Raw genomic sequence first — 24911 nt, 5'->3', positions numbered from 1 at the left:
ATAGCTATTATATTGTTTGAAATCCACCATCCCCGATCTTTATTATCTATCATTGTAATCATTACTATTTTCTTATAAATTTTGAAAGATGAAAATGTTTTAGATGTAGTAGTAACAAATTAGCCATATTTAGTTCATAATTTGTTCACAAAAGATTGACCGTTGTGTTTTAATATTATATTGACGGCTTTTTATCATTTATTAGGGTGGGAGTCATAATGAGATCGACCTATTTTGAAAGAGAATTTCCAAAATTTTAGAAGAATGGCTAGAAATAACATCTATAATCATTTATATTAAAAAATAAGAACATTTTTGTTCTTTGACAAGGAGGAAAAATCGGTGTCTAATACTCGAGCCATTACCACGACAGAAAAAACTGCTCCTGAAACAACTGCCTTGAAGGATTTCATGGCGTTGATCAAAATCGGCATTGTAAATTCCAATTTAATTACAACGTTTACCGGAATGTGGCTGGCGTTCCACTTCAATAACATCCATTTTTTGACCCAGCTCGATACCATCTTTTTTACGATGTTAGGAACTTCCTTGGTCATTGCCGGGGCGGCAAGTTTGAACAATTATATTGATCGTGATATCGATCCGTTCATGGAAAGAACGAAATCACGTCCAACCGTCACGGGTAAAATCAGCAGTGGAAAAGTCTTGGTCATGAGCTTTGCTTTTATTATTTTGGGAACGATTAGCCTTTTTATGACAACGTTTACTGCTGGAGTGCTGGGAATCATCGGCGTATTTAGCTATGTTGTTTTATATACACTCTGGACGAAAAGACGTTTTGTCAGCAATACGGTTGTAGGCAGCATTTCAGGAGCGATTCCGCCGTTAATCGGATGGACCGCTGTTGATCCCCATATGAATTTGATTGCCTTTATGTTATTTGTCGTTATGTTCATTTGGCAGCCCCCTCATTTTTATGCTTTGGCTATGAAGCGCTGCGAAGAATACCGTGCTGCCGGTATACCGATGCTTCCTGTTGTAAAGGGATTTGACGTAACGAAGCGTCATATTGTTTTGTGGGTTGCGGCCTTGTTGCCTCTGCCATTCTTCATGACGTCATTAGGTCATTTTTTTGTAATTTTTGCCACTATATTAAACTTGGGATGGTTAATTCTTGGCATTTATGGATATAAAATGAAAGACAGTTTGAAATGGGCACGTATCATGTTCATCTATTCCTTGAATTATTTAACGATTTTGTTTGTAACGATGGTGATTGTGACTGTCGTGTAAGACGAACTAAGGGGTTGGGAGTTCTTTCTTTTCACGAAGAAATCCAAATAGAGGACTAGTCAACTTGACTAGAATCCAATGAAAGAGGGGTATGATGAGGCTATGAAAGCAAGGCTAAAAAAATGGCGTCTGTTTGCTGTTTTAGCTGTTTTGGGGCTGATACTTTCCGGCTGTGGGGAGCCGTTTCTATCAGCTCTGGATCCAGCTGGCGAAGTTGCTCAAACGCAATTTGATTTGATGATTTTGAGCACTGCCATTATGGTATTGGTTATTTTAGTTGTTGTAGTGGTTTATGTAGTGGCCATTTTTCGCTTTCGAAGAAAAAAAGGGGATGAAGACAAAATTCCGAAGCAGGTGGAGGGGAGCCATAAACTCGAACTGCTTTGGACGATTATTCCGATCATTCTTCTTTTGATTTTGGCCGTGCCGACGGTTTCCGCTACTTTTAAATTGGCCGATAATAAAGATTTAAATGATAAGGATGGAAAAGGGAACCCAAAAGCGGTGGTCGTCAATGTGCGAGCCAATCTATATTGGTGGGAATTTGAGTACCCGAATCAAAAGATTATTACAAGCCAAGACTTGGTCGTTCCTACTGATGAAAAAGTGTATTTTCGCGTGAAAGCCAGCGACGTAAAGCATTCATTTTGGGTGCCGGCTGCTGGCGGAAAAATGGATGCGAATGTCGACAATGTCAATACGTTCTGGCTGGAGTTTGATGGTAAGAAAGCAAAAGAAGCAGGAAACCTCTTTTATGGAAAGTGTGCTGAACTTTGCGGACCTTCCCATGCTTTAATGGATTTCAAAGTGAAGGCTATTCCTAAGGATGAATTTAATCAATGGGTCAAAGATATGCAGGCAGCTAAAGTGACAACCCCTTCTGATCCAGTCGCTGCACAAGGTCAAGAGATTTTTAAACAAAAATGCCTCAGCTGTCACGCGGTCACGCCACAGGACAATCGGCCTGAGCAAGCCCGAACTGCTCCGAATCTCGCCAATTTTGGAGAGCGCTCTCGTATTGCCGGAGTCCTTGATCACAACAAAGAAGAGTTGAAAAATTGGATACGTGATCCCGAAAAATACAAACCCGGAAATAAAATGACGGGTGCGTATGGACAATTAACAGAAGATCAAATTGACAAGCTGGCGACATACTTAATGACGCTTAAAGTGCAAGATTAAATGGGTTATCAAAAAAGGAGGGTTAATCTTTGAGTACAATAGCTGCCAAGAAAAAAGGTTTCGGTGCTACTCTTTGGGATTATTTAACGACAGTGGATCATAAAAAGATTGCTATTCTATACTTGATTGCCGGCGGACTATTCTTTCTGATAGGTGGTGTAGAAGCCCTTCTCATCCGCATTCAACTTGCTGTGCCGAATAACGATTTCGTCAGTGCTGGAACATACAATCAAATATTTACTATGCACGGCACAACGATGATTTTCCTGGCTGCCATGCCGCTGTTATTTGCTTTTATGAATGCAGTGGTGCCGCTTCAAATTGGGGCTCGTGACGTGGCTTTCCCATTTCTCAACGCATTGGGATTTTGGCTGTTCTTTTTTGGAGGACTTTTTTTAAACCTATCGTGGTTTTTAGGAGGAACGCCTGATGCTGGATGGACTTCTTACGCTTCGCTTTCTCTTGCGTCAAAAGGCCATGGCATTGATTTCTATGTTCTTGGTTTGCAAGTATCAGGATTTGGTACATTGATTTCTGGAATAAACTTTCTTGCCACCATCATTAATATGCGGGCACCCGGAATGACCTACATGAGAATGCCGCTGTTTACATGGACTACGTTTGTTGCCTCTGCTCTAATATTATTCGCCTTTCCGCCTTTAACCGTGGGTATCTTTTTATTGATGTTTGACCGCTTGTTTGGAACTAATTTCTTTGATGTTGCAGGCGGTGGAAATACGATTATTTGGGAACATCTTTTTTGGATTTTCGGACATCCTGAAGTATATATTTTAATATTGCCGTCCTTTGGTATATTTTCAGAAATATTTGCCACTTTTTCGAGGAAACGGCTTTTTGGCTATTCGTCAATGGTATTTGCAGTCGTTTTAATCGGTTTCTTGGGGTTCATGGTGTGGGCTCACCACATGTTTACGGTTGGGCTGGGTCCGATTGCTAACGCGATTTTTGCCGTTGCCACTATGGCGATTGCTGTTCCGACAGGAATCAAAATATTTAACTGGCTTTTGACAATGTGGGGGGGAATATCCGTTTTTCGACTCCTATGTTGTATGCGATTGCATTTATTCCTTCATTTGTCATTGGCGGGGTTACAGGTGTTATGCAAGCCGCTGCACCGGCTGATTATCAATATCACGATTCCTACTTTATTGTCGCGCATTTTCATTATGTCATTGTCGGTGGCGTTGTATTTGCCTTGTTGGCCGCTGTTCACTTTTACTGGCCTAAAATATTTGGCAAAATGTTAAATGAGACTCTTGGAAAAATTACATTTGTTCTCTTTTTTATCGGTTTCCATCTTACTTTCTTTATTCAGCATTTCCTTGGTTTAATGGGAATGCCGCGCCGAGTATGGACATATTTGCCTAATCAGGGCTTTGATACCCCAAACTTGGTCAGCTCAATTGGGGCCGGTTTGATGGGAATTGCCGTTTTCATCTTACTGTTCAACATCATCGCTTCCACAGCCAAAGGAGAGAGAGTCGGCAATGATCCGTGGGGAGATGGACGGACAATTGAATGGGCCGTTTCTTCGCCGGCGCCATATTATAATTTTAAACAAACACCACTGATTCGTGGATTGGATGCTTATTGGCTGGAAAAAATGGAAGGGCGCAATGAACTGACGCCCGCTGAACCGATCGGTGATATTCATATGCCGAATTCATCCATACTTCCGTTCTTCATCGCTTTTGGTTTATTTGTTGCTTCTTTCGGCGTAATGTATCATGCTGATTCACCGTTGGGAATTCCAGTGTTGTTCGTTGGCTTGGCCATCACATTCGGTTCCATGTTGATCCGTTCCGTGAAGGACGATCATGGCTACCATATTCACAAAGAAGAATTGTTGGAAGATTCGGAAAAGGGGGTTAAGGCATAATGGAAGCGGAACAAAAGTTTACGCCGCAAACATGGCCCGAATTGCCTGAAAAAGCGACCATTGAAGGGAAAAATAAATTTCTTGGCTTTTGGTTGTTTCTTGGAGGCGAGACCGTCATGTTTGCCTCCCTTTTTGCAACATATATCGCTTTAAAAGATAAAGTTCCAAATCCTAATCAAGCGCATGCAAAAGAATTATTTGAATTGCCGCTCGTATTTACGATGACGATGCTTCTTTTAACAAGTTCCCTTACCAGCGTCTATGCCATTTACCATATGAGGAATTACAATTTTAAGCGCATGCAGGCTTGGCTGTTCATCACTGTACTTCTTGGAATAGGCTTCTTGGTAGCGGAAATTTATGAATTTAATCATTATGTTCATGAATTTCATCATACTTTTACCAGCAGTGCGTTCGGTTCGGCTTTTTATACATTGACCGGATTTCACGGAGCCCATGTTACTTTTGGATTGTTATGGATTTTGACATTAATGATTCGCAATGCGAAACGCGGCTTAACTCTTTACAATGCACCGAAATTTTATGTAGCCAGCTTGTATTGGCATTTTATTGACGTCGTGTGGGTGTTTATCTTTACTGTCGTATATTTGATGGGAAAGGTGGGATGAATGATGGCGGATCAACCTGTCAATCAAGAAAATTCAAGAATCGACTATAAGTTTCGAAGAAGAAGAAATGCGGAAGAAATGAGAATGCAGATTGTGTCCTTCACGCTGATGCTCTTTTTAACGCTGATAGCGTTTGTGGCCGTTGGGGCGGATTTATCGAAATGGTTTGTGCTGCCATTTGTCTTGCTGCTGGCCTGCATACAAGTGTTGTTTCAAATATATTATTTTATGCACATGAGTCATAAAGGCCATGAAGCTCCTTCACTATTTTTCTGGTCCGCAGTCTTCGTCGCATTTTTAACTGTATTGACGTTTGCGACGATTGTTTGGATCTAAAAAGTGAAAATGACGGATCAGAAATGACTAATTCATCCTGATGGTAGGACTTTGTATTGGCCTACTGTTTCACTCATCTTTTGATGGATGCGGTGTGGGAAAGATTGAAGAAACGAAAAGCCAGCCATAACGGTTGGCTTTTCGGCTCATTCGATAAAACGGTAAAACCATAACGCAAAGGCAGTGAAAAATCATAAACTTGTCAATTGTTGCATTGTTCCTGTTTGGCAGAGAAAGTATAATTATATTATGGGCAATTGACGGGAATGAGGGGATGAAGCAATGCCAATCACAATATTTGGGTTTCAAGCGTTGTGGAGCCCGTATTTTTTGATGGCCATACTTTTGATGACAGTCTTTTACCTTTTGCTGATGATCAAATGGAGAAATGTTTTTCCGAACAGTAAATCGTTGGCCAAAAAAGAATTATTGCATTTTATTCTGGCCATGGTGATTTTGTATGGTATTAAAGGCTCTCCCGTTGATTTAATGAGCCATATTATGTTTTCTTATCACATGGTTCAAATGGCCATTCTTTGCTTGGTTCTGCCTCCTATCCTCATAAAAGGAATTCCGGTATGGTTTTGGAAATACATAATTGAATTGCCAGTCATCAAGCCGATTTTTTCGTTATTGACAAAACCATTAATTGCAGCGATTGCTTTCAACGGGCTTTTTTCCTTCTACCATATTCCAGCTATTCTTGATAAGATTAACAAGAGCGGGATCTTTCATGGGCTTTTCACGGTTGTCTTATTTGGATTTGCCCTTTTTATGTGGTGGCCGCTGATGAATCATTTGCCCGCACATTCGAATTTGAGCGGATTACGCAAGGTCGGATATTTAATCGCTGATGCCGTACTTTTGACCCCTGCTTGCGGATTGATTATTTTTTCCGGCCATCCTCTATATAACACGTACAGCGATCCGTCTTCTTGGCTGCAATCGATGCAATTGTGCGTTCCGACCAATACTCTAAATGGTTTGGAACTTTCCGGCCCTGAGCTGTTTTCCAATTTGCCGGTAATCGAAGATCAACAGCTTGGTGGAGTGTTGATGAAAATTATACAAGAAGTTGTTTATGGTATTGTGCTGGCCCGAATTTTCTTTGATTGGTACCGAAAAGAACAGCTTGAAGCCGATCAAATTACGGAAGCTTCTCTTCGTGAGCACCAAACGAAATGGTAGCTTAAATGAAATACGCTCAATCGGAAAGGAGATTCCCAAGAAGGGAGTCTGTTCCTTTTTAAAAGGAGCCTTTCTTATAGAACCATAAAGAGTGCCCGGTTTAAAAAACATAACGGATGGAACGAAACATCATCCGGTTCCTTCCCCGAGTTTTGTCATAGTCCTAAATAGAAATGCGAATGGTTATGTACATAGTAAAATGGTTAAGAAGAGAGGAGAAAGGAAATGACGCTTCCTATTTTACCTACCATTAGCACATCTTGCATTGTCATAAGTGCCGTACTAATCGGTATCGGTTGGATTAAAATTGTACAAGGAAAAAGAGATACTCATCAAAAATTGATGACGGCAGCCGCCATTTTTGCGTTGACCTTTTTTATCATTTACTTAAGCAGAACTTTGTTTATTGGCAACACAGCTTTCGGCGGTCCCGCTAATGTGAAAGTTTACTATACGATTTTTTTGATTTTCCATATTTTCCTTGCGACAATCGGGGGGATTTTTGGAGCTGTTACCCTTTGGCTTGGCTACAAAAGCAAATTTGAAAAACATCGGAAAATAGGACCTGTTACGAGCATTATCTGGTTTTTCACAGCGATTACGGGGATTGCAGTGTATTTGCTGCTTTACGTATTTTACAAAGGCGGCGAAACAACTTCGATGCTAAAAGCGATCTTGGGGTATTGAGCATTATTTAGGTGCTGAAATCTAAAGAAGCGCAAAGCCGACTGAAGGTTGGCTTTGCGCTTTTTCTACACGGCGAAAGATTCAATCTCTTTTTTGACAGCGGAAAGAACGGATTCACATTCTTTTACCAAATATTCGGGATAATATTCGTCGTCACCATATTCTATCCCGTGCGGATAATAATGTTTTCCAAGAATGGGTGTCATTAACTGAATGACGGCATCATGAGCCCCCACATCGCCTTCCACAGCATATCCTTGGACGCGAAGATAATATACGCCTTCTTTTAATTCAAATTTGCGATCGTATGTGACACGATCATAATCCCACTGTCCCGCACGAATCAATCGATGTTCTTCCATAATTTCGTCCAAGCGGTTTAAATCTGCTTTGTATTTTTCTAAACCAACATTTTCAAATTTCATGGACAAATCCCCCCAAAAAAGATTTTTAAAGAAAATTTCGAAAAGTCCATCATCTTATTTTTATAATAGTCGAAAAAAATTCTGCTTGCAAATATATCCAAGACATTTATTCAATCCATCTTTTTTATTTTCTATCGAATAAAATATTTTATGAATGATTTTCTCTGCATTGAATGTGGAACAATAGACGTAGATTTTTCGAATGCGATCATGTATGATTCTAGTGATTAAAAGAATATCCGTAAATGTTTGGAACAAGCGAACGTCTCTTTAAAATGTTCTTTTCTGCACGACTGAGGACAACTAGTTCGGGATAATGATATTTGATTGTGACGAGTTTCAAAAGCAAAGTCTCACAAAAGCGAAAGTGGGATTTTCGATAGACGGCTTGGTTATGAAGGCTGGCATCCGAACAATTACTTGTTGCAAGCTTGAAAGAATTGGAAGGAGGGAAATGATTGCGAACGATTTTGAGAGTCCTTGTGGTTTTGAGCATCATTCTGGTGATGGGAGTTTACTTAAATCAATATGCTGAAAACTGGGGATTTTTACAGCCGCCGCTGCAACACAACTCTCTTAAATGGAAAGGAAACGAAGAGAAACGATCACAAGAAACACATGTGGCTGAAAAATTGCCGAAAGAAAGTTTAGCTTTTTTTATCGGAAAATCCGAACAGCAAGTCATTTCTAAATTTGGGAAACCGGTCCGCATCGATCCAACGCAATACGGGTATCATTGGTGGATTTATCAAAATCAAAATTCGTATATACAATTTGGCGTCGAACAAAATAAGGTGGTTGCTGTCTATGCTATTGGCCATGATGCAAACGTACAGCCGTTTAAAATTGGACAACGGATCGACGATATTTTTCGAACCTATTCCATGAATCCTGAAATCGTGATTAAAACTAGTGCGGGGAATTATCGATTTGAACTGTCGGAAGAGGATTTAAACCTTCAGCCGTTAGTAAAAATGGGGGGGATTTACGTTCAATTGTATTTGGATAAATTTTCAGGGACCCTATCCAGTGTACGTTTTGTCAATGAAGAAATTTTGCTTCGCCAAAAACCGTATGAGCTGATATACCAAGGAGAACTTCCTGAATGGCCGAATCCGACGGCTGGTCAATGGAACATGATCGAAAAAGGTGAGCAACGACAGATTTTTGATATAACGAATATGATACGAAAAGAGTTTCATTTAGAGCCGCTGAAGTGGGATGAAAAAACGGCAAATGTCGCGTTCGGGCACAGTAAAGAAATGAGCGATAAAAATTATTTTTCGCATGATTCACCGTCACAAGGAGATCTAGCGACGCGTTTAAAAGCAGCAGGGATTCCTTATCGGATGGCGGGTGAAAATATTGCAGCCCATTACGTTGACGGTCCTGCAGCCGTACAAGGATGGCTGAATTCGGAAGGCCATCGGAAAGCACTTCTGGAGAAAAATTATTCGCACTTAGGAGTCGGGGTTTACAAAACTTACTATACACAGGATTTTATTCAAAAAGAAAAATGGTAGAGGAAGTATATTGCAAACTTCCTCTTTTTCTTTCCCATTCATGATTCCCTAATTAAAACGCTTTCGTTTTATTGAATCTTGACGATAAAAAATGTCCCAGTAGCGTGGGCAATTTTTTTTCTATTGTCCAGATAGACTTCCCCTTCTACTACAATCGTTTTTGTGCCTTTATGTATTACGTTTGCAACGGCGGTAAGGCTATCTCCCTTCCCTGGGGCGATATAATGAATGTTTAAGTTGGAAGTGACCGCTCCATGACCATCAGGGGCAACATGGCTTGCTATTGTTCCCATCACGCTGTCCAAAAGAGTTGCCGTAATCCCCCCGTGAACGATACCTAAATGATTATGAATAATTTCAGAAATAGGTATCGTAATTTCGCAATTGGAATCGGTTACGTTTTTTTGTATTCCAAGCAATCTTCCTAAATAAGGTTCATCGGAACCGATATAATTCTCATATCTTTCCAACAGCTCTTTAAGAATGTTTTTTTCTTTTTCGTTTGTTTTCTCTATTACTTGTTGAAATAACTGGAACAATGATTCTTTCATTTTGAGCGATCCCCCCTGAAAAAGTTTTACTGTTGTTTTTCTATCTTATCACGAGATAGAAATCTTGAGAATCACTCTTTTAAGTGAAAATCATACGATGTAGTAAATGGGAAAAACAGGAGGTGATGGGTCCTTGGGCCAAAAGCAGCTGCATCCTCAAGTATTGAAATTTAAAGAATTTGTCAAAGCGCACCCGAAAATTATTCAGGAAGTCAACAATAAGGATAAAACCCTCCAAGAATTTTTTGAGGAATGGTATCTGCTCGGGGAAGAAGATCCTCTCTGGGACAAATATAAAGAGAAGGCTGCTGAGCGTTCGGAATCGGAAAAGCAAAAAAGTTCCAAGTGGACGGAAACGATTTTTACATCGCTGAAAAAAATAGATCCCAATCAGCTTCAGGAGCATCTCTATCATATGAATCAGGCCATTGGTGCGCTTCAAAATTTGTTGGCGCAGTTTCAAACTAATTCTTCTGCAACCCCATCTCCAAAACAATCTCCCAACAGACCGGAACAATCTTTCTTCGGTTTTCGAAAAGACTAGAAGAAAAAGGAGGGAACGTTTGTGAGAAAAGAAATAGCTGATTATATTTATTCCAGAAGTGAATTGAGGCAATTCTTGAGGGAACAACCCCAATGGTACAGAATTTTAAGCCGCAGACCTGAGGATTTAGAAAAATTTGAGATTCAATCGCTTCATTATTTTAAAAGGACGATCCCTCATAAAATGGAAAAATTTTCAAACGGCATTCAAATAGCAAAGATGATGATGGGCATGCTGCCATCCATCCAGAATAATGGAAACCAAGAACCGGCGGAGTGATAACGGTTCTTTTTATTTGGATCGTTCAAATGTCTAGAAGTGAATGGAATTTCATTCTTTATTTTAATGATTTTGCTGGTTCCTGCCTGCTGTCGTCATACACCAAAATGAAATGATGGAGTTTTTAACGAGACGTTTACTTGGTAAGAGAAAACAACAGCGGAAAAGCTTTTCAACTTTTTTGTATAAATGAAGATCGCTGGTAAAAACTATAAAAAAAGCACTCATTATGATCATCGATGCCATTTTGATTGGAAAAGAAGGGAAGAGAATAGACGGTTAAAGCTTTGTCAGGGGAAATAAAGGAATCTTCTCTTGCACTGAATGATTGTTTTCCGTTGTCCGATAAAGAGAGTAAATTTGTTTACATTCAGTCACTTTGAAGACAAACGAACAGCTCGACGGCTGAAGATACAGTTGTCATCTTGACTTGAATCAAACTTAAATTGGACCATTTCGTTTTTCGTGTTGAAAAAGCTCTTCAACGGTTTTCTTTATCGATCTTCCTTAATGCAACCAATGTCCAGGGGATGAAAAGTGCCATAAAATTGCGAGTCTATGTTAACGAATTCAATATCTAGGAGGGAGGAAGTACAGGAAGTGTTTTTGCGAATGCAAAATCCATATAGTTCCTCCATACGTTGTGGACCACTGCAAACTCAAGCGGAGGGATCCTGTACGATTCTTATGAAGAAAATCGTTTTCATTTGCTTCATTTTCATTCTTGCTTCTTGCCAGCAAAATCCCGATGTTTCGAAAACACATTCGTTAGAACAGTCGGCAAAGGCCGCCGGACAAAAGAATCCTTCTCTGTTTGTTGTCCGCCATGTCGTACGATCAAATGATCTTTATGTGGAATGCTTTGCTCCTGATATTACTTTTATGACAAAATCTAATCAAAAAAAGCGGGGGAAAGCTGTTGTTTCCATCGATGGCGTTCGCTACGGAGAATACAGAACTGCCGCTTTTATCATCGAATCTCTTCCTAGCGGCACACATTTAATCAATATCGAAATAAAGGATACTAACAATCATCCTTTAGGATTAAGAAAGCAATTTTATGTGACCGTGCCTTGATTCTTTCCTTCCATCCAAAAAACGTGATAAAATGAAGGCACGGAGGTGAGCTGTATTGCTTGCTGCAACATTAGAAACGATTGAAATAATAGAAGAAGCCGAGAAATTGGCTGAGATGATTGTTCAATCTGATATCGCCGAACAATATCGAAAGTGTTACGATCGACTATATACAACTCCATCTACTAAAGAAAAAATCAACCGCTTTTCCAGGTTGAAAGAACGATATGAAGAAGTACAGCGCTTTGGCCGCTATCATCCTGATTATGCGGATGTGATGAAAAATATCCGTGAAGCGAAAAGAGAAATGGATCTGGATGAAAATGTCGCAAATTTTCGGAAAGCGGAAAATGCATTGCAACAATTATTGGATGAGGTCAGCCTGTTGATTGCTCATTCCGTGTCACCGCATATTAAAGTACCGGTTGGTAACCCCTTTTTCGAGAAATCATCTGGTTGCGGGTGCGGTTCAGGAGGAGCTTGCAGCTGCTCTGCGTAAATTTCATACTTTCAAAAAAGCAAAGCAACAAACGCGTGCTTTGCTTTTTGAATCCCTTAAACAGGCGCCCAGAACATTGATTGCAGTAAAAAACTATGATAGACTGAATGTGAATATTCTGAAAAATGAGGAGATGCTATGTTTACAGCAAGACAAGCGATGATCGTTTGGCTCTATAGTTTAAAACAAGCCAAGACGTTAAGAAGATATGGGAATGTCCATTATGTCTCAAAAAAAATGAAGTATGCGGTTGTGTACTGCAACCAAGATGAAATAGAAGACTGCATGAAAAAAATATCCACATTACCCTTTGTCAAAAAAGTAGAGCCTTCCTTTAAACCTTTTTTAAAAACGGAATTTGAAAACTCAAAACCGGATAAAGCAAAAGAATATGATTATAAGATAGGCTTTTAAAGGGAAAAAAGGGGAAGTCCTCCCCTTTTTTAATTCATCGATCCGTTTTTTGCAGCATTCGCTGCAGAGAAAAAATTCCAAGATACATAGAAGCCTTTTGAACGAGGTCTTTCTTGGTTTCCTGTTTCCATTTTTTATTGAAGAGGCGGAATATAGCGATTCATCCGCAAAATGCCGATAAGATATTGATAAAACAGTTCTTTTTCGGCAAAAAATGTGGACGGTTTTACATCTAACTCAATGATTTCCTTCCCAAGCGAGGTCGCCGCACTTTTAAAATCATTCCATCGTTGAGAAGATTTATGACTAGGATGAGGAATGCCTTCTCTGCAAATATACAAAGGCTGAAACTCGCCTCGTTCTGTTGGATTCAATACGACGACAAGGGACGTTGCGGGACGGTCATCAATGTTCGTGTGGAAAGCCATTAAATGAGCTAAGCGGTGCTGATTGGATTTCGCAATTTCAATTAATTCATATAGATCGGAATAGCCTTCTCCTAGTTCAATAAATCGTTGAATCATCTTCATCCTCCGTTCTCGTTGTCATTCTCTTTCATTGTAGCGCGACTGCTTCTAGAGCTCAACATGACAATCTGAGGAGAAACGATGAATCTAAAAAAAGAAAAAAAGAGAAAAGGAGAAAAGCGCGGAGATTTCAAGAAAAGCGGACAATTTGCTAGTTTTAGGAATTTGAAAAATATTTGTTGAAAACGTCCATCAAGAATACTATGAGCGCTTATCGACGGCAGAATGTTAACAGAAAAAAACCTGCAGGATTTCCTGCAGGGCCCTTCTAATTCCTAGTAAAAGGATAGAAGGTAAAGGGAGAGGAGAAACCGGAGGAAGAACTTATGGGGAAACGTAAGTCTTCTCCGCGGTTGACAACAACACCTTCCTTTTTGGTGCTGTCACTTTTATTGTTCCCGTTTTCTTTCGATTTATACGTAAAGAATGGAAAGCATCTGCCATAAGAAACAATGAGAATGATGATGAAAACGCTTCCTAGTGGCGATGATGATCAAATTATGTTACCATGAGAAAGAATTTTTATAACAATGGTGAGTAAACATGCGAGTTATTTCTGGAATTTGTAAAGGAAAACAATTGAAAGCTGTTCCCGGAAAATCGACTCGACCGACTACCGATAAGGTAAAAGAAGCGATTTTTAATATGGTAGGACCATATTTTTCCGGAGGTATTGGTCTAGATTTGTTTGCAGGGAGCGGCGGGTTAGGCATAGAAGCCTTAAGTCGGGGATTCGAAAAAATGATTTTTGTCGATAAAGATTCAAAAGCGATTCAGACTATCCATGCCAATATCGACTTTTGTGGTTTTCGGGAACAAAGCGAAGTATATCGAAATGACTCTTTTCGAGCTTTGCAAGTTCTAAAGAAAAGGGGAATCCGATTCGATGGTGTGTTTTTGGATCCACCTTACAGAAAACAAAAATTGGAGGAGCTTTTGAGTATTTTTAATAATGGATACATAAAAGAAAATGGCTTTATCGTTTGTGAACACAGTAAAGAAGTCACGCTCCCTGCCCGATCAGGAAATCTTCGGCAATGGAAACATGAGACTTATGGAATCATTGGGGTCACCATTTATCGAATGACAGAGGACACAGAAGAAAAGGGGGATTAGACATGACTAGGATTGCCGTATGTCCAGGGAGTTTTGATCCGATTACAAACGGTCATCTGGATATCATTCAAAGAGGAGCGAAAGTATTCGATAAGGTATATGTAGCGGTACTTCACAATTTTGCAAAAAAACCGTTGTTTACAGTGGAAGAGAGGATGGAATTGATCCGTAAAGTGATAAAACATATACCGAATGTGGAAATTGATTCTTTCCATGGTTTGCTTGTAGATTATGCCAAAAGCGTCAATGCCAATGTCATTCTAAGAGGCCTCCGAGCTGTTTCTGATTTTGAATATGAGATGCAAATCACCTCGATGAACAAATTTCTCGATGAAAATATTGAGACTTTTTTTATGATGACAAACAACCAATACTCCTTTTTGAGTTCCAGCATTATTAAAGAAGCAGCAGAATATAATGCTGAAATTTCGGCTCTTGTTCCAAAAGAGGTAGAGAAGGCGTTAAAGGAGAAATTCAAAAAATTGCACAACGGTCAAAAGTAGCGAACAAAACCAGCCATTGTGGAAGGGATATTCCTCCGTAATGGCTGGCTTTGCCTTAACGTATTCGTTCAGGAAAAGAACGGCGAGCGTAGAGAAATAAATAGACCACTAGTGCGCAAATGGTGATGAAGGGGCCGTTGTTTTCAAACCAGTGAAGCAATGTTATGGACTGACTTCCGCTTTTGAAAACCGGAAGGGAATGAAGGGTTTCTCCGTTTTTGAAAAAGTGCTCGTATAAAAGCGGCCATAGCAAAAAAGCAATCGTAGAAGCGTAAATGCCGTGAAGCAAACGAGCAAAGAAAAAGGGTTTAAAGCGTATATCCGTTTGCGCCAAGATGCTCGCCACTTGTGCTTGAACACTAAATCCGTTAAAGGCCAGAATAAAGCTGACAAGGACTGCTTGTTCAATCGTCGGTACGTGGGGGACTTGGCTGATCATTTGGCTGCCAAGCGTAATTTCAAACAATCCTGATATAAAAGGGATGCTTAAGCTTGCAGAAAGCCCGAACAGGGAAAAAATGGCTTGAACGATTTGACTGACAAAAGACGTAATATGTAGAAGGTACAATAGCTTATTGACGACGGAAAATAAAATAATAAATCCGCCGATCATCAAAAGAGTTTGAATGGATGACATAACGGAATCTCCCAATAGTTTTCCGATCGGTCTGTTTTCTTTTATTCTTGTTTCATGCAAGGCGTGAAACGCTGCTTTTAAGAGAGAGGTTTGCTTATTCTTTGTTCTTTTTTCTCTCCGGTCTTCTCCGTAAAATCTCATGGTTAAACCAACAAGAAAATTCCCGCAATAGTGAGAGAGAGCTAGAATGACGCCGAGATGGGGATTATAAAAAAATCCTATTGAAACGGCTCCAAAAATAAATAACGGGTTAGAAGAATTCGTGAAAGACACTAACCTTTCTGCTTCATTTCGAGTCAGCTGTCCTTCCTGGCGCAACCTGGCTGTCAGTTTTGCCCCTGCCGGAAATCCGGATGCAATTCCCATCGCCCAGACAAATCCACCGGCACCTGGTACGCGGAACAAAGGGCGCATTAATGGCTCTAGCAAGACACCGATAAATTTGACCACTCCAAAGCCGATCAACATTTCACATATGATAAAAAATGGAAGCAGGGAAGGAAATACTACCTCCCACCACATATTTAATCCTCTAATGGATGCTTCAAACGCCTCTTCTGGAAACATAATCAAAGAAAACGTAAAGATGGTCGCCATTAGCGCTAAAACAGCCGTTTTTAATTTGGAAGGGGTCAAGTTCTGTACCTCCTATCTGAAGTTTCGCTCTTAAATGGCAGGGAAAGGTAAAAAGATAGGGAAAAAGATGACTGCCGTGAAATTCTTGTCCTGATAATTCAATATACTCATACGTTTTTGAAATAGACCATATGATAACAAATGAGTTGAGCCGAAAAAGAAATACCGGAAATGTGGAAGCTGATAGAAAAGGAGGTCGGAGAAGTTTTGGCAAAACCTAAGATCGGTCTTGCTCTCGGATCCGGGGGAGCAAAGGGATTTGCCCACGTGGGGGTATTAAAAGCATTTCAAGAGGCTTCCGTTCCAATAGATATGATTGCAGGCAGCAGTATGGGTGCTCTTGTCGCGAGTTTTTATGGTGCGGGCCACAGTATGGAGCAATTAAGCAAGTTTTCCTTAGCGTTTCGGAAAAAGTTCTTTTTAGATTTTACTGTCCCTAAAATGGGATTGATTGCGGGCAATCGAATCAAAGACATGATTCGTTTATTGACTCATGGCAAAAATATTGAAGACTTAATGTTGCCCGTTGCGATTGTCGCCACGGATCTGAAGCAAGCAGAAAAAGTGGTATTCACGAAAGGTCCTGTAGCGGATGCCGTAAGGGCGAGCATTTCCATTCCCGGAATCTTTGTCCCAGAAAAATGGAACGGTAAACTATTGGTAGACGGTGGGGTGGTCGATCGTGTCCCTGTTTCGGTAGTAAAGGAAATGGGGGCGGATATTATCATCGGGGTTGATGTGTCGGGAGTGAAAAAAGGGACGGATATTTCGACGATTTATGACGTCATCATTCAGAGCATCGACATTTTACAGCTAGAAGCGATGGAAAATCGTACGGTAGAATCACATCTCATGATCAAACCACCAGTAGAAAAATTCAATTCGCGAAGTTTTACCAATATCCAAGAAATTATTCAAGCAGGTGAAAATGAAGCCCGCAAAAAGATTCCTGAAATTTTAACTATTATAGACGACTGGAAGGAGAACCGAGGGTGAAACGAACTAAAAAGTCATACTTTTTTTTATTTATAACAGGATTATGTTTAGCTGCAGTGCTATTTTTCCCTCTTCCTTTTTATATTACGGAGCCGGGAATCGCCCATGAACTGGATTCGGTCATCAAGGTCGAAGGCGGGACAAAGGAAAAAGGAGAACTGATGCTGACTACAGTGAAGATTGTAAAAGCCACTCTTCCGACTTATTTGTTGGCTTCTATTCGCAAGTATGAAGACATTATCCCGGAAAAAGAATTGTTTGGCGATGAGGAAACAGATGAAGAATACAATGTCCGCCAACTATATGATATGAACAGCTCAAAAAATAATGCGATCATGGCCGCTTTCCATAAAATCAAACGGCCGTATCGTACTGACTTTAAAGGAGTGTATGTGTTGGATGTATTTCCTGACATGCCTGCAGAAAAGGTATTAAAGCCAGGAGATAGGATTATTGCGGTAGACGGCAGGAATTTAGTTTCATCCTCGCAATTTATGAAATATGTCCAATCTAAACCACCGGGTACACAGTTGAAAGTCACTTTTGTTCGCAAAGAAAAACAAATCACAAAACCGATCAGTACAATGAAATTCCCTATGCAGAAACATAAAACTGGCATTGGAATAGGATAAATGGACGATATAAAAGTAACCACTCATCCTAAAGTGACGATCAACACGAAAAACATTGGCGGACCATCTGCAGGACTCATGTTCAGTTTGGAAATCTATAATCAGTTAGTGAAACAAGATATTACAAAAGGATATAAAATTGCTGGTACAGGGACCATTTCTCCGGACGGAACCGTTGGTCGAATTGGAGGAATTGCTTATAAAGTAGTGGCCGCTGATAAAGCTGGAGCGGATATCTTTTTCGCTCCTAATGATCCAATCCCGAAAGAATGGAAGAAGAAGCACCCGGAAATACAAACGAATTATCAAGAAGCGGTAAAGGCGGCAAAAGATACGAAAACGAATATGAAAATTGTTCCCGTCAAAACATTGGATGATGCCCTTGATTATTTGCAGAAACTAAAACCAAAGGAATGATGAGATACGAAAAAATGGAACGAGAACCGGGATGCCTTATCGTTTTGGATCAGGGCCAAAAACAAACCCTCCAAACGAAAAAAGGAAACCTGTTTTTCATTCCATCTTCCGTGTGTCTCTTCATTTCTGGTGAAGATATAACCAATTAAGGGATGATGACCGGGGAAAAGAGAAGATCGCTGTTAAGCAGCGCTGAACGTTTGTTTGAAGGCAATCCCATTGCGAAAATATTAGTCGCTTTTATATCAGCTGTCAGCAGATTCCGATAAGCGGACGCCTTGGCGATCAATGGAATCTGTAATGTTTTTTTTACATTTCTTAAATATTCCCGCCCTTTTGATGTCATCCCTAGCACTCTGATATAGGAAGGATAGTCTGATTCAGCCGCCATCTGTTCTTTTGAAGCATGAGTTAAAATATGTACGCACATTCGTTGCAGGCGTGTCCATGTATATCGCTTTGTTTTGACGGATTCCATAAACTGCTGAAAAGAAGTGGATTGATGGGCCGCCTCGATCAGCCGATATTCAATTCCTTCTTCCACTTCGTAGATCGACTGCAGTTCTTCCGGCTTGGCAGAAAGCAATTGATATTGCAAATAAGGCCAATACAATTCCCAATGATGGAGAACTCCGAAAGTGGATAGATATTTTTTTAATTCGGTAAAGGTCGCGTTCGGAACATAGGGTTTTACACCGTCTAACCGAACACCATTTGGATGAAAAATAGAATGGCGAATCCCGGTAGCGCTTGCTATCGACTTGTTCGGTTGTTTATCGTGGTATCCGGCTCCTTGGCGAGGGATTGTATACGCTTTCATGTCCGGTGACAGTCGATTCTTTGCTTTGATGTATTGAAGGCCCAAAATATTATTGGGCTTGGACGTATCTAAAAGAGAAACGTCTTTTAAAACATTTTTCATGGCCAGTGATTGAGCCTTTGGGTAGCTTATGCCCGTTTTGATCCATTTTTGTACTTCGTTTTGAATCTGTTCATTTTGTTCTTCCAACAAGTTGGCCGTTTTTTCAAACGTTTTGATATCCCCTGATTCGCTTCCAAAACAAAAACTGTCCACACCGAGCTCGTGTAAAAGAGCAATGGCTCCGAAAGCAAAGGTTTCGGCCTTCTGAGTGGCAAAATAATAAGGGAGCTCCACGACAAGGTCAACTCCGGAATGCAGGGCCATTTTTGCCCTCGCCCATTTGGAAAGGAGTGCCGGTTCCCCTCTTTGCAAAAAATGGCCGCTCATCACGGCGATCAGCACTTCAGCGCCTGTTATTCGTTTCGTTTGCAAAATATGATGCAGGTGGCCGTTATGAAAAGGATTATATTCAACCACAATTCCAGCACTTTTCATGTTTTCTCATCCTTTGAAAGCAAATTGTTATTTTCATTCTAGCGGGGAAGGATGGATGGATCAACAAAAAGAAGATAATAGATGAAAAAGTGGTATACTAAGAATAGTTTTCTTTATCCTGTAAAGAAAAAAAGTTGACAATCATATAAGGGGAATATATAATTATTTCTGTTGCCTTGAGGTGATTTTTTTGAAGTGGTCCATTGCACAATTGCGAAAAAATCGTGATGACTTTATCATTGACGAGACGGTAGAGATACCGGAATTAAAACAAATGGATGAACAAATCCGCGATCTTTCCCCCGTACATATTACGGGAAGAGCTGATATAAGTTCAGAAAAAGTGACATTTCATCTTCATATCACGGGTCAATTTATTCTTCCGTGCGCTCGGACGTTGGAGGATGTACCGTACCCGTTTGTGATCGATTCAACCGAGATATACGTTTTGAAAGAATGGCCCGGACAGGATTGGGAAGATGAAGATGTCCATAAGGTTCAAGGGGATACGCTGGATTTGTTGCCTGTCATAAAGGAAATGTTATTGGCAGAAGTGCCATTGCAAGTGATTAGTGAAGATGCGAAGAAGAAAGAACTTCCATCAGGAAAAGATTGGAAGCTGTTGACGGAGGATCAACTTCTTCAAGAAGAGAGCGAAAAAATAGATCCACGTTTGGCAAAGCTGGCTGATCTTTTTGCTGATGACAAATAAACCGAGAAGAACCAGCTTATTCTGGCCTTCATAGATTATAGCTCTCTGTAAGGAGGTGGGAAAAATGGCAGTACCTTTTAGAAGAACATCTAAAACAAGAAAAAACAAACGTCGTACTCATTATAAATTGCAAGTACCAGGAATGGTAGAATGCCCAAACTGCGGTGAAATGAAACTTGCTCACCGTGTATGTCCATCATGCGGAACTTACAAAGGAAAAGAAGTTGTGAATAAATAATCTTCAAAAAACGCGAAGGAAGTTTATCCTTCGCGTTTTTTGCATGGCTGCAAAGAGAGCTCTATGATCCGTTAATGACTGGTTCGCTTTCAACCAAAATGTTCTCAGTGATAAAGGTTTTGGAAGGATGTGGAATAAAAATCCTGACCTCCTTTACTCTTTGACGTGTTCAGGGGGTGACTTAGCTTTTGAAATCATGCTAAATTACTTCCCGGTTGTTTAAACAAAAAACAGATTAAAAATGTGCAGGTCTTATCTTTTCAAAATAAAAAAGAAATTTGAACGTGAAACAGTCTATCACTTCTACTACCAACATATGTATTACTATAAAGCGGAACTACTACCGGCTTTTTACGAAGGAAAAACTTTTAGAGCCGGTTTTGCGGTTTTTAAGGTTCTATAAACTGATAGTGGGGGGATAGACTTGTCTGCAATGCGTCAAGATGCATGGACTCAAGATGAAGATGTTTTGTTGGCGGAGGTGGTATTGCGGCATATTCGTGACGGAAGCACGCAATTAAAGGCTTTTGAAGAAGTTGGCAAAAAGCTTTCCAGAACAGCCGCTGCTTGTGGCTTTCGTTGGAACTCTTATGTAAGGAAACAATATCAATCGGGAATCGAACTGGCCAAAAAACAACGAAAACAAGTAAAAAAAGAATTTTTGCAAGAAAATGAGGCAGGCACCGATTCTTTAGAAAATTCTAATTTAAAAAGCAATGATACACAAACGGCTGACGAAATCATTGTTTATTTGACCGAAAAGCTAAAGAAGGCTGACCAATATGATCAGGTTGTAAAAGAAAAACAATTGCTAGGAAGGGAAATAGAGGCATTGACGGCGCAATTGAATGAAGAAAAAAAACAATTCGAACAGCTGAAAACAAAATATGATCAATTAGAAGAGGATTATCGTTCGCTTCTGTATATTATGGAAAGAGCAAGGAAATTAGCGGTAGATGAAAGAAATTAAACGTCGAAATGAAAAAAGGACGGATCAACCGGGAAACACTTGATCCGTCTTTCTTTTCATCAGCTTATTTTTTTTGTGCTGATGGAATCGGGTATCCAGACAAGGCGGGAAGAGTCTTCAGATAATGATTGGAACCCCATTCTGACCCAAAAATCTTGTGATTTTACACGAGGTCTTGTCACAATCGGCAAATTGAAATGTTTGGCATAGTCCACAAGCATTCGTCCATACCCTTTAAATTGGTATTGTGGAAGCACTTCTAATTTCCAAATTTCCAAATGCTTATCATATTCTTGAATGGCGCCATCCAAGTGGCCGTCTTTCACATATAAGCACATGCGTGCAACCAATTTGTCTCCAAAGTAGATTCCGTAAAAAGGAGAAGCCGCTGCGTCTTCTACTAAGGAATATTCCAATTCTTCCAGCATGGAAAGTTCTTGAAGCCCGTATTCCTTAAATTGAGTGAATTCCTCTAATGTTTTGAAATTTACTTTTAAGTTTTCCACTTTTATTGTCATAGGCGAAAACCCCCTTGTTTATTGAAGGATGATCCATCTATACAGGTGAAAAAAGCGATATGGGATATTTTGAGTTTATTTTCTTAATTTTATTATATATGATTCGGTTGAAATAAGTAAACGTTTTCTCATCTGCGATCCGGGATGGCCATCTCGCCAAGGAAAATGGTTATCAAAGAGTTGGCATTCTGATAAAATGTGTATGAAGTGAAGAAAAGATGATATTGGTTGATGAAATCAGACTTTGGAAAAGTTTTAAATGAACGAAATAAAAGAGCATGAAAGCAGAGAGGACTGCAGACAAGGGGAATGGATGATGAGCATAAAAAGTGAAATGAAAATTGGTGTCATCGGCGGCGGTTCTATCGGGTTATATTATGCTGCCAATCTATCAAAATGGTTTCCGGTAACCCTTTATACAAGAACATCCAGACAAAGCAAAGCCATTCAAGAAAATGGAATTGCCTTAAGAGAAAATGGTCGTGAGAAAAGAGCGATCGTACGGGTCAAACAATTGACCGAGGCGGATTCGATTGACGAGGATCTCTTATTAGTTGCTGTGAAACAATATCATTTACAAGGGATGGTCCCGTTTTTCCAACAATTGTCCCCAGATGTCTCGCTATTGTTTTTGCAAAATGGGATGGGGCATCTTTTTCTTTTGGAACAGCTTCCTCAAAAAAATGTCTATTTAGGAACCGTCGAACACGGTGTTTTGAAAGAACAAGATACTATCGTCCAAGTAAGGGGAAGGGGAATGACCAATGTGTCGGTTTATCGGGGATCCCGGCAACTTCTTGAGCAATTCGTGTCGCAGACAAATGGATCGTTCCCTTTCCAATTTCATCAAAATTATCAAAACATGATGATGGCAAAACTATTGGCTAATGCCATGATTAACCCGCTGACAGCTGTTTTGAAAGTTCCGAATGGGGAATTGATCAAAAATCCGTATTATCATCAGCTGTTAACGGCCATGTTTACGGAACTGGTGTCCGTGTTTCCAAAATATAAATCCGATGCCACATTCAACAAAGTGTTGGAAATTATTCAAAAGACGGCGGAAAACCGTTCATCTATGTTGACGGATTTAGAGAATGGGAGAAAAACAGAAATCGATGCCATTTTAGGATATGTGTTGAAGATAGCTGAACAAGAACAAATCAGCACTCCTATGATTCAAACCGTTTATTGGATGATAAAAGGGCTTGAGAATCATTTGGGCCTCGATCAATGATTAAGGATCCTTTCCAAATTTGCTATAAACGTGGTATTTGAAAACGATATGCCTGAAGAAGGAGAGTACATATATATGAAACTGGAAAACATTCAAATTCCAGCGATCAACTTATTTGCTTCATCTTACTTAAAACAAGAAAAACCGGTTGTGGATTTTTTTCATTATCGTTTATCTGATCCTTATGTTTTTGAAAAAAGACTAAGAGAACTTGAAAACCGGACTTTTTTGCGATATGAATTAGCCAGTTGTCTGGAAAAATATATGGAAGATTTTTTACATATTCCCGCTGTTCAGCGATCCATTCACAAGTTGAAGCTCCCACATTCGGCGGTGGTTTTGGGCGGACAGCAAGCGGGGCTAATGACAGGTCCTCTTTATACCATTCATAAAATCATTTCGGTTATTCGCTTTGCCGGTCTGCAGGAGGAAAAGCTAGGCGTACCAATAGTGCCTGTTTTTTGGATTGCTGGAGAAGATCACGATTTCTTGGAAGTGAACCATCTCTATGTGCAAAAAGGAACGAAAATGGAAAAGTTCTCTTATACGGAAAGCGTTTTAGGAAAAAAGATGGTCTCTGATATTTGCTTTAATAAAGCATTGATGCAAAAGTGGGTCGAAGAGATTATACGGCAGTTCGGAGAGACAGAGCATACTAACGGTCTGCTTGACTTGCTTCGGGAAGCCATTGAATGTTCAGAAACCATTACTGATTTTTTTCGCTACCTGATCGCCCGATTATTTTGCCATTACGGTCTTTTATTGATCGATTCAGCGTTTGAGCCGCTGCGCAAACTGGAAACCCCTTATTTTCGAAATATGATCCTCGAGAATAAGAGTATTACGGAAAAAGTGTTAGAGCAGCAATCGATAATTCGTCAAGCTGGATTTTCCAATATGATCGAATTGAGTGAGGAAGCGGCAAACCTTTTTCTATACGAATGTGGAGAACGAATTTTGCTTGAATACAATAAAGAGAAAGAACGTTTTACAGGTAAAAATGGCGAAATCGAATTGGAAATTGAACATTTGCTTGATCGACTGAAAACAGCTCCGCAATGTTTTAGCAATAATGTGGTCACGAGACCGATCATGCAAGAACAGTTGTTTCCAACGCTGGCATTTATAGCGGGGCCCGGTGAAATCGCTTATTGGGCTGAATTAAAACAAGCTTTTGAGTTTTTGGATATGAAAGTGCCGCCAATCCTTCCGCGTCTGAATATCACTCTTTTGGAAAGAAGTGTGGCAAGAGATCTTGAAGTGCTGGGAATAGATGTCAAAACAGCTATAGAATCGGGCATTTCCAGCGAAAAGAATCAATATTGGGATACTGTTCGAGACGATACTTTCCACGATTTGATCGAGACGACGAAAGAGGATTTAATGAAGCATTATGAAAAAATAAAAGACAGAGCACACAAAATGAATTTAGGCCCCCTTTCTCTTATAGAAAAAAATCTTGAATTTCATTTTCGACAGCTGGATTATCTTAAGAAAAAAACCGACCAAAACCTTATGGTCAAACATCAAGCCATTCTCCAAAAGTACGATCGCATCGAAAACAGCCTTCACCCGAACGGCGGTCCTCAAGAAAGAGTGTGGAACCTCTTTTATTTTATGAACCAATACGGTGTTTCCTTTATTCACGATCTAATGGAATTGCCGTTCACGTTTGACGGCACCCATCAACTAGTCAAAATTTAGATGCTTACAACGACCGGCTTTGGCCGGTTTTTTTTATTTTGTATGGAGCGGCCAAAACTGTCGATTCTTCGGAATAAAGAAGCGCCGCGCTTTTGGTTGAAAAGCAAGCGAAACTTATTTAGAATGTCATTTCGTTTTCTTCATGAAGCGGAGAGGATAAGTGTGAAGTGAGTATAGTGAAACGAGTGAACGAGTTATTTTCATAGACAAGAATATAAATTGG

At 40.0% G+C, this 24911-nt stretch carries 26 protein-coding genes and 2 pseudogenes; 22 read left to right on the top strand and 6 right to left on the bottom strand.

Translation table 11 applies throughout. The features are described 5' to 3' along the window. The first annotated feature begins 342 nt into the window (after positions 1–342). The 7 genes and pseudogenes from cyoE to N1I86_RS02685 all read left to right on the top strand — a co-directional run bounded on the left by cyoE (position 343) and on the right by N1I86_RS02685 (position 7176). Positions 343–1254: a heme o synthase gene (gene cyoE / locus N1I86_RS02720; RefSeq protein ID WP_003354441.1), complete on the top strand. Its 912-nt coding sequence runs from the start codon at positions 343–345 to the stop codon at positions 1252–1254. A gap of 102 nt (positions 1255–1356) precedes the next feature. Continuing rightward, positions 1357–2436, top strand: coding sequence for a cytochrome c oxidase subunit II (gene coxB, locus N1I86_RS02715; protein WP_341094834.1), 1080 nt, complete (start codon positions 1357–1359; stop codon positions 2434–2436). A gap of 92 nt (positions 2437–2528) precedes the next feature. After that, positions 2529–4336, top strand: a pseudogene (locus tag N1I86_RS16675) (cbb3-type cytochrome c oxidase subunit I). Continuing rightward, positions 4336–4965 (top strand): cytochrome (ubi)quinol oxidase subunit III, encoded by a 630-nt coding sequence (locus tag N1I86_RS02700; RefSeq protein ID WP_003354444.1) that lies wholly within the window; start codon positions 4336–4338, stop codon positions 4963–4965. The pseudogene N1I86_RS16675 and the gene N1I86_RS02700 overlap by 1 nt, the downstream one beginning before the upstream one ends. A 3-nt stretch (positions 4966–4968) precedes the next feature. Further along, the gene (ctaF, locus tag N1I86_RS02695) at positions 4969–5301 is read left to right on the top strand and encodes a cytochrome c oxidase subunit IVB (RefSeq protein ID WP_341094830.1); all 333 of its coding nucleotides are present in this window, start codon (positions 4969–4971) and stop codon (positions 5299–5301) included. Between the two features lie 282 nt (positions 5302–5583). After that, positions 5584–6489 carry a cytochrome c oxidase assembly factor CtaG gene (gene ctaG / locus N1I86_RS02690; protein ID WP_341094827.1) on the top strand — a complete coding sequence of 302 codons (906 nt, stop codon included), beginning with the start codon at positions 5584–5586 and terminating at the stop codon, positions 6487–6489. Between the two features lie 225 nt (positions 6490–6714). Continuing rightward, on the top strand, positions 6715–7176 hold the full coding sequence (locus N1I86_RS02685) for a DUF420 domain-containing protein (RefSeq protein ID WP_270584351.1): 462 nt from the start codon (positions 6715–6717) through the stop codon (positions 7174–7176). Between the two features lie 65 nt (positions 7177–7241). Here the strand turns inward: N1I86_RS02685 and N1I86_RS02680 are convergent, their stop codons facing one another. After that, complete coding sequence (locus N1I86_RS02680; protein WP_003354449.1) at positions 7242–7601, bottom strand: YugN family protein; 360 nt, start codon at positions 7599–7601, stop codon at positions 7242–7244. A 458-nt stretch (positions 7602–8059) separates the two neighbouring features. On the opposite strand from N1I86_RS02680, the gene N1I86_RS02675 reads away from it, so the two are divergent. Next, a complete protein-coding gene (locus N1I86_RS02675; protein WP_270584349.1) occupies positions 8060–9124 on the top strand; it encodes a CAP domain-containing protein in 1065 nt (354 codons plus the stop codon). A gap of 68 nt (positions 9125–9192) precedes the next feature. On the opposite strand, the gene N1I86_RS02670 is transcribed toward N1I86_RS02675, so the two are convergent. Further along, positions 9193–9675 (bottom strand): PaaI family thioesterase, encoded by a 483-nt coding sequence (locus tag N1I86_RS02670; protein ID WP_003354451.1) that lies wholly within the window; start codon positions 9673–9675, stop codon positions 9193–9195. Positions 9676–9808: 133 nt separating this feature from the next. Here N1I86_RS02670 and ylbD point away from each other — a divergent pair, with 133 nt between their 5' ends. The 5 genes from ylbD (at position 9809) to N1I86_RS02645 (ending at position 12488) form a co-directional block, all read left to right on the top strand. Further along, positions 9809–10219: a YlbD family protein gene (ylbD, locus tag N1I86_RS02665; RefSeq protein ID WP_270584348.1), complete on the top strand. Its 411-nt coding sequence runs from the start codon at positions 9809–9811 to the stop codon at positions 10217–10219. 21 nt (positions 10220–10240) lie between these two features. Then, positions 10241–10498 carry a YlbE-like family protein gene (locus N1I86_RS02660; protein WP_003354453.1) on the top strand — a complete coding sequence of 86 codons (258 nt, stop codon included), beginning with the start codon at positions 10241–10243 and terminating at the stop codon, positions 10496–10498. A 687-nt stretch (positions 10499–11185) separates the two neighbouring features. Next, positions 11186–11575, top strand: a complete 390-nt coding sequence (locus N1I86_RS02655; RefSeq protein WP_341094818.1) for a hypothetical protein — start codon at positions 11186–11188, stop codon at positions 11573–11575. Between the two features lie 55 nt (positions 11576–11630). Next, positions 11631–12074, top strand: a complete 444-nt coding sequence (locus tag N1I86_RS02650) for a YlbF family regulator (protein WP_003354456.1) — start codon at positions 11631–11633, stop codon at positions 12072–12074. A 138-nt stretch (positions 12075–12212) separates the two neighbouring features. Continuing rightward, positions 12213–12488: a YlbG family protein gene (locus N1I86_RS02645; protein WP_003354457.1), complete on the top strand. Its 276-nt coding sequence runs from the start codon at positions 12213–12215 to the stop codon at positions 12486–12488. A 134-nt stretch (positions 12489–12622) separates the two neighbouring features. Here N1I86_RS02645 and N1I86_RS02640 read toward each other — a convergent pair whose 3' ends face one another. Further along, positions 12623–13012: a DUF7147 family protein gene (locus N1I86_RS02640; RefSeq protein WP_341094816.1), complete on the bottom strand. Its 390-nt coding sequence runs from the start codon at positions 13010–13012 to the stop codon at positions 12623–12625. A gap of 546 nt (positions 13013–13558) precedes the next feature. Between N1I86_RS02640 and rsmD the strand changes: the two genes are divergently transcribed. Together rsmD and coaD are read left to right on the top strand one after the other, a co-directional pair. After that, the gene (gene rsmD / locus N1I86_RS02635) at positions 13559–14131 is read left to right on the top strand and encodes a 16S rRNA (guanine(966)-N(2))-methyltransferase RsmD (protein WP_048623089.1); all 573 of its coding nucleotides are present in this window, start codon (positions 13559–13561) and stop codon (positions 14129–14131) included. Positions 14132–14133: 2 nt separating this feature from the next. After that, on the top strand, positions 14134–14634 hold the full coding sequence (coaD, locus tag N1I86_RS02630; protein ID WP_341094815.1) for a pantetheine-phosphate adenylyltransferase: 501 nt from the start codon (positions 14134–14136) through the stop codon (positions 14632–14634). A gap of 55 nt (positions 14635–14689) precedes the next feature. Here the strand turns inward: coaD and ylbJ are convergent, their stop codons facing one another. Then, the gene (ylbJ, locus tag N1I86_RS02625; RefSeq protein WP_003354461.1) at positions 14690–15907 is read right to left on the bottom strand and encodes a sporulation integral membrane protein YlbJ; all 1218 of its coding nucleotides are present in this window, start codon (positions 15905–15907) and stop codon (positions 14690–14692) included. 207 nt (positions 15908–16114) lie between these two features. On the opposite strand from ylbJ, the gene N1I86_RS02620 reads away from it, so the two are divergent. Together N1I86_RS02620 and N1I86_RS16670 are read left to right on the top strand one after the other, a co-directional pair. Further along, complete coding sequence (locus N1I86_RS02620; RefSeq protein WP_445662253.1) at positions 16115–16903, top strand: patatin-like phospholipase family protein; 789 nt, start codon at positions 16115–16117, stop codon at positions 16901–16903. After that, positions 16900–17952: pseudogene (locus N1I86_RS16670) on the top strand (SepM family pheromone-processing serine protease). The gene N1I86_RS02620 and the pseudogene N1I86_RS16670 overlap by 4 nt, the downstream one beginning before the upstream one ends. Positions 17953–18097: 145 nt before the next feature. Here N1I86_RS16670 and N1I86_RS02605 read toward each other — a convergent pair. Continuing rightward, a complete protein-coding gene (locus N1I86_RS02605; RefSeq protein ID WP_341094806.1) occupies positions 18098–19309 on the bottom strand; it encodes a nucleotidyltransferase in 1212 nt (403 codons plus the stop codon). Between the two features lie 190 nt (positions 19310–19499). Between N1I86_RS02605 and N1I86_RS02600 the strand changes: the two genes are divergently transcribed. The 3 genes from N1I86_RS02600 (at position 19500) to N1I86_RS02590 (ending at position 21229) form a co-directional block, all read left to right on the top strand. Further along, positions 19500–20021 (top strand): YceD family protein, encoded by a 522-nt coding sequence (locus tag N1I86_RS02600; RefSeq protein ID WP_003354467.1) that lies wholly within the window; start codon positions 19500–19502, stop codon positions 20019–20021. A gap of 64 nt (positions 20022–20085) precedes the next feature. Continuing rightward, entirely contained in the window at positions 20086–20259 is a 174-nt protein-coding gene (gene rpmF / locus N1I86_RS02595; protein WP_003354468.1) for a 50S ribosomal protein L32, read from the top strand. 424 nt (positions 20260–20683) lie between these two features. After that, positions 20684–21229, top strand: a complete 546-nt coding sequence (locus N1I86_RS02590; RefSeq protein WP_003354469.1) for an RsfA family transcriptional regulator — start codon at positions 20684–20686, stop codon at positions 21227–21229. Between the two features lie 59 nt (positions 21230–21288). On the opposite strand, the gene N1I86_RS02585 is transcribed toward N1I86_RS02590, so the two are convergent. Further along, positions 21289–21747, bottom strand: coding sequence for an N-acetyltransferase (locus N1I86_RS02585; protein WP_003354470.1), 459 nt, complete (start codon positions 21745–21747; stop codon positions 21289–21291). 316 nt (positions 21748–22063) lie between these two features. Here N1I86_RS02585 and N1I86_RS02580 point away from each other — a divergent pair, with 316 nt between their 5' ends. Together N1I86_RS02580 and bshC are read left to right on the top strand one after the other, a co-directional pair. Beyond that, on the top strand, positions 22064–22984 hold the full coding sequence (locus N1I86_RS02580) for a 2-dehydropantoate 2-reductase (RefSeq protein WP_187118559.1): 921 nt from the start codon (positions 22064–22066) through the stop codon (positions 22982–22984). A gap of 75 nt (positions 22985–23059) precedes the next feature. Beyond that, on the top strand, positions 23060–24688 hold the full coding sequence (gene bshC / locus N1I86_RS02575; RefSeq protein WP_003354472.1) for a bacillithiol biosynthesis cysteine-adding enzyme BshC: 1629 nt from the start codon (positions 23060–23062) through the stop codon (positions 24686–24688). The last annotated feature ends 223 nt before the right edge of the window (positions 24689–24911 follow it).

The sequence above is a fragment of the Bacillus sp. FSL W8-0116 genome (assembly GCF_038003825.1).
GTDB classification, from domain to species: domain Bacteria; phylum Bacillota; class Bacilli; order Bacillales; family DSM-4216; genus Bacillus_O; species Bacillus_O smithii.
This window is presented reverse-complemented; position numbering and strand designations above follow the sequence as displayed.

Bases quoted from the DNA above. Each gene is read 5' to 3' on its own strand.
- coxB (WP_341094834.1), top strand. From the start codon at position 1,357: ATGAAAGCAAGGCTAAAAAAATGGCGTCTGTTTGCTGTTTTAGCTGTT.
- N1I86_RS02700 (WP_003354444.1), top strand. From the start codon at position 4,336: ATGGAAGCGGAACAAAAGTTTACGCCGCAAACATGGCCCGAATTGCCT.
- ctaF (WP_341094830.1), top strand. From the start codon at position 4,969: ATGGCGGATCAACCTGTCAATCAAGAAAATTCAAGAATCGACTATAAG.
- ctaG (WP_341094827.1), top strand. From the start codon at position 5,584: ATGCCAATCACAATATTTGGGTTTCAAGCGTTGTGGAGCCCGTATTTT.
- N1I86_RS02685 (WP_270584351.1), top strand. From the start codon at position 6,715: ATGACGCTTCCTATTTTACCTACCATTAGCACATCTTGCATTGTCATA.
- N1I86_RS02680 (WP_003354449.1), bottom strand. From the start codon at position 7,601: ATGAAATTTGAAAATGTTGGTTTAGAAAAATACAAAGCAGATTTAAAC.
- N1I86_RS02670 (WP_003354451.1), bottom strand. From the start codon at position 9,675: ATGAAAGAATCATTGTTCCAGTTATTTCAACAAGTAATAGAGAAAACA.
- N1I86_RS02655 (WP_341094818.1), top strand. From the start codon at position 11,186: ATGAAGAAAATCGTTTTCATTTGCTTCATTTTCATTCTTGCTTCTTGC.
- N1I86_RS02645 (WP_003354457.1), top strand. From the start codon at position 12,213: ATGTTTACAGCAAGACAAGCGATGATCGTTTGGCTCTATAGTTTAAAA.
- N1I86_RS02640 (WP_341094816.1), bottom strand. From the start codon at position 13,012: ATGATTCAACGATTTATTGAACTAGGAGAAGGCTATTCCGATCTATAT.
- rsmD (WP_048623089.1), top strand. From the start codon at position 13,559: ATGCGAGTTATTTCTGGAATTTGTAAAGGAAAACAATTGAAAGCTGTT.
- coaD (WP_341094815.1), top strand. From the start codon at position 14,134: ATGACTAGGATTGCCGTATGTCCAGGGAGTTTTGATCCGATTACAAAC.
- N1I86_RS02605 (WP_341094806.1), bottom strand. From the start codon at position 19,309: ATGAAAAGTGCTGGAATTGTGGTTGAATATAATCCTTTTCATAACGGC.
- rpmF (WP_003354468.1), top strand. From the start codon at position 20,086: ATGGCAGTACCTTTTAGAAGAACATCTAAAACAAGAAAAAACAAACGT.
- N1I86_RS02585 (WP_003354470.1), bottom strand. From the start codon at position 21,747: ATGACAATAAAAGTGGAAAACTTAAAAGTAAATTTCAAAACATTAGAG.
- N1I86_RS02580 (WP_187118559.1), top strand. From the start codon at position 22,064: ATGAGCATAAAAAGTGAAATGAAAATTGGTGTCATCGGCGGCGGTTCT.
- bshC (WP_003354472.1), top strand. From the start codon at position 23,060: ATGAAACTGGAAAACATTCAAATTCCAGCGATCAACTTATTTGCTTCA.